This is a genomic window from bacterium (assembly GCA_023382385.1).
Lineage (GTDB): Bacteria > Electryoneota > RPQS01 > RPQS01 > RPQS01 > JABWCQ01.
Window position 1 is genome coordinate 59702 of sequence record JAHDVH010000005.1, and the last position, 12392, is coordinate 72093.

Annotated in this window: 6 protein-coding genes; 5 read left to right on the plus strand and 1 reads right to left on the minus strand. The window is 56.6% G+C overall.

Translation table 11 applies throughout. From position 1 onward, the window contains the following. Window positions 1-17: 17 nt before the first annotated feature. The 5 genes from KJZ99_11095 (at window position 18) to KJZ99_11115 (ending at window position 10345) form a co-directional block, all read left to right on the plus strand. A complete protein-coding gene (locus KJZ99_11095) occupies window positions 18-2045 on the plus strand; it encodes a DUF1565 domain-containing protein (GenBank protein MCL4306454.1) in 2028 nt (675 codons plus the stop codon). Window positions 2046-2144: 99 nt separating this feature from the next. Beyond that, window positions 2145-5114 (plus strand): hypothetical protein, encoded by a 2970-nt coding sequence (locus KJZ99_11100; GenBank protein MCL4306455.1) that lies wholly within the window; start codon window positions 2145-2147, stop codon window positions 5112-5114. Between the two features lie 43 nt (window positions 5115-5157). Beyond that, the gene (locus KJZ99_11105; GenBank protein MCL4306456.1) at window positions 5158-6243 is read left to right on the plus strand and encodes a PorV/PorQ family protein; all 1086 of its coding nucleotides are present in this window, start codon (window positions 5158-5160) and stop codon (window positions 6241-6243) included. 17 nt (window positions 6244-6260) lie between these two features. Continuing rightward, window positions 6261-8408 (plus strand): hypothetical protein, encoded by a 2148-nt coding sequence (locus tag KJZ99_11110; GenBank protein ID MCL4306457.1) that lies wholly within the window; start codon window positions 6261-6263, stop codon window positions 8406-8408. A 68-nt stretch (window positions 8409-8476) separates the two neighbouring features. Next, window positions 8477-10345, plus strand: coding sequence for a tetratricopeptide repeat protein (locus tag KJZ99_11115; GenBank protein MCL4306458.1), 1869 nt, complete (start codon window positions 8477-8479; stop codon window positions 10343-10345). On the opposite strand, the gene KJZ99_11120 is transcribed toward KJZ99_11115, so the two are convergent. Continuing rightward, the gene (locus tag KJZ99_11120; GenBank protein MCL4306459.1) at window positions 10278-12176 is read right to left on the minus strand and encodes a tetratricopeptide repeat protein; all 1899 of its coding nucleotides are present in this window, start codon (window positions 12174-12176) and stop codon (window positions 10278-10280) included. The genes KJZ99_11115 and KJZ99_11120 overlap by 68 nt on opposite strands. Between the last annotated feature and the right edge of the window lie 216 nt (window positions 12177-12392).

Consider the following 12392-nt stretch of genomic DNA (forward strand, 5'->3'; position numbering starts at 1 on the left):
CCGGAGTCAGATAGATTATGAAATCAACCATACAACGTGCCGGCATCGCCCTGATGGCAGGGTTGCTGATACTTCTGGGTTGCTCGGATCCTGTTTCGAATCCGCGTGAGTTGCCCAGTCCATTTCGCGACGGCGATACGCTTCGCTCACCGACTGCAGACATGACCATCACCCGGAATAACGGAACACCGTGGGTCATCACTGAGGACTTTGTGATCCCGGAAGGAGTCACGGTCACGGTGGAGCCGGGCGCCGAGATCATGGTGGCGGGTTTGAACTGGATCGACGTTCAAGGCAAGATGATCGCCAACGGGAACGCGCAGAGTCCGATCATTTTCACGACGGCACACACGGAGCCGGATCTGGGTCAGTGGCGCGGGGTGAAGCTGCACAATCCCGACGAAGCCTCGGAGTTCAGGTTCTGTCTGTTCACGTACGGTGCCTATTTTGACATAGACACGTTGACGGATCGCGGACGCGACGCGCAATTGTACCGCGGGATGCTGGCGATACGCGCGAGCAGTCCGATCATTGAGCACTGTATTGTCACGAACAATCAGAACAACGGCATTTACATTTCGGAAGAGTCGAGCCGTCCGCGCATTCGTTACAATATTTTGACGAAGAATGACGCATCGGCAGTGCGCGCGAATGAGACTGTGCCTGAGGCTGCGCTGACGGAATTGGATATCCGGTATAACTGCGTGGCCGAGAACAGCGCTCCCGGGTTCATTTTGACGAATGACAATCCGGACACGGCGACGGGCACGCGGCGTGTGTTTGGCGACTTGACGACAGTGAACGCGAATCTGGATTCGTGTGACTCGCGGTTCAATATTGATTTGCCGCCGTTGTTTTTAGATCCGGCAATCAGGCTGCAGACACGATTTGCGAATTTTGGATTGCAGTCGTGCTCGCCGTGTGTCAATGGCGGACCTCTGGATACGGACTTTGATCCGGACGGGACTCCCGCAGACATGGGCGCGATGCCTTATGCACAAGCCGCGTTTGAGCTTCGCGGAAGGTTGGAAGATGATCTGGTGGCGGCGACGTATCGCATGTCGTGCAACGTGGTCGTTCCGCCGGGTGTGACAGTCGTGGTGCCGGCGGGCGCGCGCATCGAGTCGACGGGCAAGTTCAATCTTGAAGTTTACGGGCGACTGCTGGTTCAAGGGACGGCCGGGAATCCGGTGGAAATGTGTCCGTGTCAGTCTGTAGCGCAGGACATCGTCGGCGGTCTGGTATTTCTGGAACGCGGCGACGCGCCGTCGGTGATTCAACACATGGTTATCCGCGATTACGATGAAGTGGTTGTCTACAAACCCGGCGTGCGTTTTGAGAATGTGGAGTTTCGACACGGGTTCTTAGGCGGCATTCAAGTGGAAACGGGAACCACGGATCCTGCAGATGCAGTCGAGATCCAGTCCTGCACGTTTGTCAATGTCGGCACGCAGGCGATTGAAGTTCTGGCCTCATCGGCCAAAGTGCGTAACGTGCACATCAACGGCTCACGCGGACGCGGGTTTACGCTGCAGAGTGTCAGACAAGGCGTGGAGATCACGAATACGGTGGTGCAAGCGTGTTCCACGACGGGTATTTCGATGACGGATTTCTGCAGTCCGCTGATCGTGAACAACACGATAACCGATTGCGGATACTACGGCGTTCAGATGGTGAACAACTGCAATCCGACGTTGTTCAACAACATCATCGTGAACAGCGGCCGCTTCGGTTTGTACGCGCAGTTTTCGTCGCATCCAGTGCTGAACTACAATGATATCTGGAACAACGGTCTGCGCGACACGAATCCGGTGAACTACAGTCCGTCGACGTTGGATATAGGTCAGGGAATCAGCGCCAATCCGCAGTTTTCCGGTGCGGACTTCCGGCTGCAGGCGGGTTCACCGTGCGTGAATGCCGGTCATCCGGACGCGGCCTACAACGACCTTGACGGATCGCGGAACGACATCGGGGCATGGGGCGGCCCGGGCGGTTCCGGCATCGGGAGAGGGCTCACTGCAGGCGGACTCGCGGCGCGCTTTTGAGCCTGTTAGGTTGATCTTTCGACACGAGTATATTTTAGAATTCTGAACGCGCACGACGCCAACCGTCTGCGCATGCTTTCACGATAGAGGTTCTTGCACATGCGCTGGAAAATCTACTCCTCTTTCCTGCCGTCTCTGGTTCTGATTGGCCTGTTTGTGTCAGTCGGTCACGCGGCACTCGGTCCATTTGATGCATCGCGCGACCGTGGTCCGGTTCGCCGCACGCTCGACATTGCCGATCCCGAAGACGAGAATCGCGTCCATAATGCAGGTAAGATGTGGATGAATATCACGAACTACGGGTATTTCGGCAACGACGGACCGTCACAGAGCGACGCTTTGACCGATCCTTGTCCTCCTCCGGGAAGCTGGGCGCCGCAATGCGAGTTTCCGGGCGGCTCCGGTCAGCAGTATCTGTTTCAGGGCGGCCTTTGGATCGGCGCGCTGATCGAAGAAGAGGGTTTCTTCACGACCCGCGTGTCGGTGGGAACGGATGGTTGGCAGAACCCGTCCATCAATGAGTTTCACGCCGGTGAGCGGGGCGGCAACGGGATTCACGAGCGCTCCAATCGTCCGGGCTTCACGAACTGTTTTGGCGAGCAGGTCTATGATTCCTTTGCCGTTTCAGATCAGGACTTTCTGGCCGTGATGACGGACACTTTGACGGACCGATTCTTCGTGCGGAACGATCCGGACGACGGGCCGCATCGCCCGCTGGGTATCAAGATCACGCAGACATCATACTCGTTCAGTCAGGCGTTCGCCGAGGACTTCATCCTGATAGACTACGAGATTGAGAATATCGCCTCGAACTTCCTGAAGAACGTGTATGTCGGTCTGTATGTGGACTCCGACTGCGGAGTCCGCGGGGATTTGGACGAGCATACAGACGATGTCTGCGGTTTTATTCGTGAAGTTGAAGAGGTTTCGGCGCAGGGTGATACGACCAATATTCGCATTGACGTTGCGTGGATTGCGGACAACGACGGCTACGAGAACACGTCGTTCGGCGGGCCGCTCTACATTCCGCACGTGACGGGAACGCGTGTGATTCGCGCTCCAAACCCGCGACTGTTTACGTCGTTCAACTGGTATAACCCGAACGGCAACGTTGAGCTTGACTACGGTCCGGCGTGGGAAGCCTACGCGAACCGCGACAGCATGGGGATGAACTGGACGGCCGACTACGGAACGCCCGAAGGCGACGCGCACAAGTATCAGTTGATGAGCAACGGCGAGTTCGACTTTTGGCAGACGTCGGTGCTGGACCACTTTAACCAGTTGGTACCGCCCGATACGAACCTCTACGGCAGCGGCCGCGGGCAGTCGTGGTCGCGATTGGGCTTGCCGACGGCGGAAACGGCAACGGATATTGCCAACGGATACGATACGCGTTATCTGTTGTCGTGGGGTCCGCTCGGTATCTACGACTTCACGGACGGTGCGGGGAACGACATTTACCGTTTGAATCCTGGCGAGCGTTTCAAGATGACGATTGCCTATGTCGGCGGTGAGTATTTCCACGATCCGAACAATCCGCAGACGGTGCCCGGCATTCCCGACACGTCGAAGTTTGACTTTACGGACTTGAAATTGAATGCACGTTGGGCGAAGGACGTCTACGATAACCGGATGTTCGACACGCCGATCTTTGACTGGGGTCTGGACGGGGACCCGGCCGTTGTTGACGAGGACGGCTCGCAAGGCGACGGCTTGCTGGATACAGGCGACGGCTGGTATGGTGAAGACGTCGGCACGGACGGACTATTTGGCGTGCTGGCGATTGGAGTAGACAGTGTTCTGGTGAAGTATTTCGTGGGTTCCGGTCAGTTGGGACAGAACGCGGAGATCGAAGTCGGCTGGTACAAGGGACCGGACGAGGACGGCACGGAGCGCAACGGCCGGATAGATAACGTAACGAATGCAGCTCTGAATACACGCCCGTTGTTTCCGGCCAGTTCAGAGGACAACATCATTCCGCCGGACCTCGTGTATGCGTTCAACGTCTTCCATCCGCTTCAGCTAAACCGTTGGGACATGGGCTGGATGTCGGGCAACCAGATTCTGGACATGGGCGACGGTATTCCGGATTTCACGGGTCCGCCGCCGCCGCCGATCCCGGCGCTGCTGGATTGTGTGCCGAATACGTTTAACGCGGCACAGCATCAAGGTGGAATCGTGCGGACGGGCAATTGTTTCATCGGCGGATTGGGCTACGAGTTCAGCGGCAACGACGTGATTATTCGCTGGTCCAGAAGCTCATCCGAAAATGAAACCTATCGTGATCCGTTCAGCCGCGAGCAGGACTTTGAAGGCTACCGGATCCATATGGCGACGGTGAATCAGGAAAACAACTTCGAGCTACTGGCTCAATACGACCGAATCGACTTTGCGTATTTCGCAGTCGGAACCGACTCGATGATGACCATTCCGGTGACGGATACCACGGGCTTCCCGCGTGACTCCACAATTCGCGGCGTCACAGGAACGTTGAAGGCCGTCGGAAGCAACACGGGCTTTGCGGAGATCGAGAGTCCGTATGAAGGAGTGTATCAATTCCGGATTCCGGCGACGAAGCTTGCACCACGCTACTACGCGGTGACGGCGTTCGACTTTGGCGATCCGAAGTCGGGATTGACGCCCTTGACGACTCGTGCGACGGCGAACGCAGTACTGTTGGCTCCGGCAGGTTCTCCGGGACGGGAAGTCACGGTCGTTCCTAATCCGTATCGCGCATATCAGGACTACACGCGCGCCTATCGCGGTCAGTCATGGGAAAATCAGAACGACGGGACGCGGGACTTCTATCCGCAGACAGACCGCCGCATTGAATTCATGAATCTGCCGGAACGCTGCCTGATACGTATTTTCACGACGTCGGGCGACCTGGTTCAGGTCATTCCTCATAACGTGGACGGCGACCGCAGTTCGTGGGCCAGTTTGAATTCAGAGAAGTGGGATTTGAATTCGCGCAACAATCAGCAGGTTGTAGCGGGACTCTACCTGTTCTCCGTAGAGGACTTGTCGGATCATTCGTATTCGACCGGCAAGTTCGTGATTATCCGTTAATCGTAATCTCCGAATCGTGCTCCATAGACGGAAGGATGTACATATGAAGCGTTGGCGAATACTCGGATTACTGCTGGCTTGTTTGCTGGCTCCCTCCCTGGTGTGGGCGCAGGCGAAGGTCGGCACCGCCGGCGTCCAATTTCTCAAGATTAGCCCGTCGTGCCGCGCAGTAGGCATGGGTGAAGCCTTTGTGGCGGTCGCCAACGACGGGAGTGCCATTTGGCATAATCCCGGCGCACTTGCGAGGCTTGACCATCCGGAAGGCGTGGTCAGCTGGATTGACTACGTGGCGGGTTTGCAGTACGGCTACCTTGGCTATGCACAGCCTGTTGCGAAGCTCAAGGGAACGGTCGCCGCATCCGTGAGTTATCTGACGACTGATGAAATCAAGGAAACCACGCCGGAGCAACCGGACGGCACGGGCAGGACATTCACGGCGGGCGATTTCTCGGCCGGGATTTCGTACAGCCAGATGCTGACGGACAAGTTTTCGGTGGGTGGCACTTTGAAGATTGTCAGCGAGATGCTGGCGGACGAGTCGGCGACGGGCTGGGCGGCAGACGTCGGCACATTTTATGACACGGGCTGGAAGAGTGTGCGGATCGCGATGTTGACGTCGAATTTCGGACCGGACATGAAGTTTGTGGAAGAGGAGTTTCCTCTACCGATGAATTTCACGTTTGGCGCGTCGATGTATGTATACAACTCGAACGACCGGCAATTCTGGAACGGCTCGGATTCTTTAGGGACTCACTCGCTGCTTGCCGCGCTGGCGTGGTCGCACCCGAACGACAATCTCGAGGTCTACAACCTTGGGTTTGAATACGGGTATTTGAACACTGTATTTTTGCGTGCGGGCAAGAAATTGAACGGTTGGACGCGCAAGTCGTGGGACGAGTATCGCGAGGCGGTCAGTTCAGGTCGTGACGCGTCGGACGAGAATCCGTTTTATGAATATCCCTTGTTCAGCCGCAACGGAACATTTTTCGGTAACGGTGCAACGATCGGCGCGGGGTTGAATCTTGCCAAGGCGGGGCTGAATATCGATTATGCCTATACGGGGATATCCTTCCTCGGCAATATCCACCGCTTCTCGCTGGGCTACCGCTTCAATAAGCGGTTCCTGTAAACTGCGGAGTGAAAGACATGTCAAACATGCAAAAGATATTACTTTTGACCTCACTGGCATTGCTGGTGTTTGGCGGTTGCGACCGCTATGTGGATGATAAGGCAGACGCCAATCGTGCTCCGCACGTCCGCTTCATCAACTTTCCTGAAGACAGCACGCAGTTCAGCTATGCTCCGGTGATTCACTGGACGGGTCATGACGAGGACGGGTTCATCGTCGGATTTGAGTATTTTGACGATGCTTCGGACGAAGGGATCGCGGCGTATCGCGCGGGCGATGCCGAGTGGCAGGCGTATCTGAATTCGATTCCGGCATCCGCGTGGACGTATACGGAACTTGCGAACCGTCAGATTTATCTCATGACGGAAGTCGGCGAGATCACGGAGCATCTCTTTCTGGTGCGTTCGGTGGACAACATGAACGCGCGTTCGGCGGCAGCGTGGAGAACGTTTTTCCGCACCAACGAGCGTCCGGACAAGCCGACGCTGCGCTGGGCTCTGGCTGCAAATGATCCGTCTTACTATGAATACTACGAGATTCCGGACACGCTGCTGGTCGGAGACACGCTGTCCGCGACTTACACGGGCGTGCAGATACTTTGGAAGGGAACGGACCCCGACTCGCGTATCGGGAACGTGATTCAGCTGGAGTTCAGCTACACGCTGGTCCGCCTGCCGAACGATACGGTTCCGCTGCCCGTGCGTGACGACAGCAACCGAGTGGTAGGATATCGCGCGGGCTGGAGCAACTGGACGGTGAATGCGCAGATTGCGCTGTATGGTTTGGAGTCGGGCAACTACGCGTTTTTCCTGCGCAGCCGCGACGACGGGTTTGCAATTTCCGACACGTCAGAGATTCGCTTCACAGCCGAGAAGCCGACGTTTGCCCGCCGCATCATGATTGTGGACGAGAACAAGCAGCCGACGGCTCCTGAGGCTTTGCGCGGCGGATTGGATGCGGACAGTTTGCTGGCTTTCTATCAAGGAGTCAATGGTCAAGGCGGAGTCGTTCGCGAGGCGATTGACTTAGCGAATATTCTTGCACCGTTTGCGCAGCCGCCCGGAGTGCCGCCGATCGAGCCGTTCGACTTTGATGAGATTTTCTGGTACAGCAACCGGAACGGTGATCCGATACCATATGCCTTGATCAGTCAATTTGATCTTGTGTGGATCATTGACGACGATCATACGGCTGCGCGTTCGGATCCGGCGGTCGTGACCTATACCAAGGTGCTGGGCGACTATCTTGATGTCGGCGGCAAGCTCTGGTACACGGGACGCAGATTGTTTAACAAGTCTATGTCCATATCAACCGGACAGGGTCCGATTTCCTTCCTCTCCCGTTACTTCAACCTGTTCACCGTGCGGAGCAAGGATATTTACAGCGGAACCGTCAACCCGACGTTGGTTGGACTGGACGATTTTCAGGGTGCAGTGGCCAGTGATCCACAGTATCCGGACCTGTTTGTCGACACTCTGGTAACCGGTCGTTTGCGCTACGGACCGCGTTCAGTGACCTATCCGCCGGAAATTGAAACATTCGGACGCTCGGCGGCTCAGCAGAGCTTTGACTTCTCGACCACGCTTTACAACTACAAGTCCACGACGAGTGACACATCCCTCTACTCGAACATCGTAACGAACTATGATTGCAATGTGGATACGCTGTCGGATACGACTGTGGTTGTTCTTATTCCTCGGGACGAGACGCTGCCGCTGTTGTCCGCATCCCGCATCCGCAACGTGACACGCGGAGTGGATGCCGACTTCATTCGCGTGCGCAATCTGTCGGACAATCCGTTCCTGCCGAGGTGGCGCATATTCGCATCCATCCCGTCGTCGGCGGGTGCGTGGACGAATTCGGACGTGCTGGAAGTGACGTATCGGTTTATTCCGCTCTCCAGCGAACACGACGAACCTGTCGCGACCAACTTCGTCAAGTACTCAGGCACATTTGAAGTGGAAATAACGGAGAACGGTATCAGGACGAGGGTTCAAGCCACGCCGCGTTACCGCTCCTCGCTGTTCACTTTCCCGCTCGCGTACATGAAGAACCAGACGTTCGAGCATCCGATACTTGGAACGGTGCCGTCGGTGTCCATGCTGATTGCCAATCAGTTCCTGTACTTCAATCAGAATTTGGACATCAATTTCAATTTCAACTGATCGTTCGAATTATCACGTAAACAAATGAGCCGCGGGCATGATGGCCGCGGCTCTTTCTTCAATCCGATATGACAGAAAACGTATCACGCAGATGGCTGATTATCTGGTCGCTCCTGCTGCTGGGCGCCGCGACATTTGTTCCAGCAGGATCCTGGACCATAGATGATGCCGTCAAGGCTATCTCAGCGGAGCACGGGGAAAACCTTTGGGGCTCACCAATTCGGGACGGAGCGTTGCGCAAGTCTCTTTCCAATGCGCGGGACTATCCCGTGTTGCTTGCGCCGTTCGCGATGCCGGATGAAGAGGGTGTGAAGCCGGGATTCTCGCCGTATGCCCGATTGCTCGCAGGAATAGAGTCTCTGGCAAGCCGACGTGTGCTGCTCATCATCACGGCATCCATCGCCATTGCCTGCGGCTGGTTATTGGCGCATTACGGACTGGCGTGGGGATTTCTCCTGCTCCCCTTGACCTTCTACGGACTGGTGCCGTGGGAGCACGGTCTGGCAATGCTGATGTCGCTGCCCGCGATCGCTCTGGCCTTCCTGCGAGAGCGCGGTTCGATAATCACATATATCACGGCAGGTGCATTGCTTGCCGTGGCAATCGCTCTGCGCTTGGAGTATGCGATTCTGGTTCCGCTGACGGCCTTTCCGTTATTCCTCTCCGGACGCAAACGCGAGATGATTGTTTTCAAGACTGCGATGGGGGGAGCGCTCGTCGTGTTAATTGGAATGAGCGGGACAGAAGAATTCTTCAGACAGACGGTCCTCAACCATCAGCTTCCTGCGTGGTCAACTCTTGACGGATTCTTCAGCACGCGCCTGCAGGCAGTATGGGACACTATCTTCGCGATGGGACCGGACGTGACACAGACGAGCGCAATGTATGTTTTGCTGATTATGTCAACACTGTTGCTCAAGAGAGGGGACGCATCGCGCGTGCTGGTTCTCGCAGGGTGGACGAGCGCCTTGGTCTTCGCATTGTTCGCCGTTCGTGCCGTCTGGCAGGCGCAGATGCCGTTGCTGTCTCTATTGCAGAGCGGCTCACTGCTGTTCGCGATGCCGTGGGTGATGCTGCTTCTGCTTTCAAGAGAGGCATGGAAAACAAAAGCGATGACTTATGCCATCGCGGGACTGGTTTTGGGAGTTTTATTGGTTCCCGTGTCATCTGGAGTGCATTGGGGACCGCGCCTGCTGCTGTTCACCGCGCCGCTGCTGCTGATTGCGCTGTATCACTCGAAGCTGACACAGTCTCGAGCTTTCGGGATGGTGTTGGCGCTGACGGTGATTCAGACCGCCAGCTCAGGTGCGCTGGTCTACGCGCGCTTTACCGAAACCGCCCAGCATGTTCAGCGCATCACTCCGCACGCAGGCTCACCGTTGATTACCACGACCCGCGCGCAGGCCATTGATCTGTACCCGCTGTGGAAACAGCAAGAGTTCTTCGCAGCTTCCACGTCCGAGGAACTGAAACAGATATTGGTGGAGTTCTACGCCATGCGCCGCGACAGCGCGTGGCTGCATCTGGACGCAATGGACAGTCTGATGGTCCTGACGTTTCCTGATAACCGTCCGGTCTGGCCGCACCGCATGACGATAGTCAACTCAGGCAATCTTTACCGCACGCAGTGGCGGCTCTATCAGCTTGTGATGAATCGCGCAGACCCGACGTGGATACCCTTGCTGGAAGCTGAAGCGGCCCGCGCGATGCAACAGGGAGATAATCGGCGCGCATTATTCCTGCAGGATGACGCGCTGGTGCTCGATATGTCGCGGGCTGAAGCGCATTCCAACCTCGGATTGCTGCTGGCAAGGATGGGAAAGCACGATGACGCGCGTCGCGCAGTGACGCGAGCACTTGCGCTCGACTCTACTTTATCACAGGCCAAGGAGCTGATGCACCAGCTTGATTCAGTTCCAGTTGACGCTTCAAAGTAACGGCGAGGTCGTAGTCGGGATTCAGCTTCAGCGCGAGTTCGAGCGTTTGAATCGCCTTCTCAGATTCATTTGTCTGGCCATACGCCAGCGCAAGATGATAATAGCCTTGAGCGGTCGGGAGAGTATTCACACTGGCTTCAAGCGGCTCGAGCGCGGCCCACGGCATGCGCAGACGCAATTTGCTCTTTCCCATTTCGAACAATAGCCGCGCGAGGTTTTCGCGGGCATCAGGGAAGTCGGGATATATACTGAGCGCACGCCGATAGGCTTCGAGAGCGGAGTTTGTATCGCGCTGCGCTTCGGCGACCACGCCGAGGTTGTTCCAGCCCTCTGGGAATTCGGGGAAATCCCGCACCAATCTTGTATAGGCTACTTTGGCATCCAAGAGGCGGTTCGCACGCTGCTCGGTGACTCCGAGATTGAGCAAGGCGAGTTTACGCAGTTCAGGGTCTTCCAGCGCCGAGGTGAAACATGCGCGGGCGGAATCGAGCTGACCTAAGGCAAGATGGGCGTTTCCCTCCATGTAACGTGCGGAGGTGATGGGAGCTTCGCGGGCTTGAAAGGGGTTCATGAGCGCGAGCGCGAGGACGACCAATGCGGCGACTGCGGCCTTAATGCGCGCGATGTTTGGCAGAGTGGCAAACGCGGTGACTCCGGCTCCGGACAACAGACATAGCCACGGGACGGCGGGCATCCGAAACCTGCTGGCGACGAAAAAGAGGATGACGCTGGCCGCATAGACCAGCACGAGTCCCCAGAGAAGCCTTACCTCTCTCCGTGAGCTGCTCCACAGCCCCAGTGTGGCTAAAGGCAGCAAAAGCGCAAAATTCAGCAGAATCAGGGGGGGGAGGCCCGGTGTTTGCCGTGAAAAGTAGGCTATGTGTTTGTTATTCGAAATCTCAAATTGATTGAAATACAAGCTCGTCTTTCGTAACATAAGGCGAAGGCCCGCGCTCGGGTTGTCCCGCAGGAATGCCCAGCCCTTTGCGTAGTAGTAGTCGGAGAGGGCTTTCGGGGTCAAGTCCCGGCCTGATTCACGTTTGGCAAGAATCTCGGCCTGTTCCATGGTCCAGAATCGGTCCGCACCGGGAAGCGATGAGGTGACTCCGTCTGCTTGGGGATTGTTGCCAATCCAGAAGTTGACGCCGCCTTGAGTAGCAATGAGAACAGGTTCTCCGCCGAGACTCCAATTGGCAAGGGTGACGGGCAGAATGGGGACGAACAGCGCGATGAGTGACGCCAGTGCTGCTCGGCGCACATCCCGCCCACTGAGGGGCCAGAGCGCGAAGAGGAGTGCGAACGGCGCGACCATCAGGGAATTGGGCCGCGTGATAGCCGCCAAGCCCCAGAGCAACCCACACACGGCAGCTTGCCGGAGAGACGGTGATTTTCGCAGCGCAAGTGTGCTCCACGCGGTGAGCGCGGCGACGAGCATTTCCAGACTGGTGGAGAGAATTTCTCCGCAGAAATAGATAGCCATGCCGTTGACCGCGAACAGCAGCGCGGCCACGCGCGCGGCGAGAGTACTGAAATACCTTGCGGCGACGGCGTAGAGGACCAAGAGAGTGGTAAGCTGCAGGGCGATGTTGAAAAGGCGTGCCCACAACAGATCGTTCTGGACGAATTTGTAGAGCCACCCCAGCAGGACGGGGTAGAGCGGTGCGCGGAAGAGCGGCCACGGGCCATAGAAGCCGTGCGCGACGCGCTCAGCCGCCTGATGATACCAGAGCGGATCGACGGCGGGCGCCCAGAAGGTCGGGCTGTGCTGGGCATGCCAGAGGTGCCAGACACGCAGGGCGAGGGCCAGAAAGGCGATTAGCCAGAACCACACGGACGACTTGCTAGGTAAACTTGAATCAACTTGATGCATACTATTGTAGAATATAAGCTAAACGACATTGCTAAACTTCGGCACTGAGAATTCAGACCCGTTCTCAATTCAACCACCTTTACGGGGTTGTTCCAGATGCTAAATGGTAACCTTTCAACGAACAAGAAACAAGGAGTAGCAGATGACGCGCGAAATTAAAGTGATTGTCATGAGTAC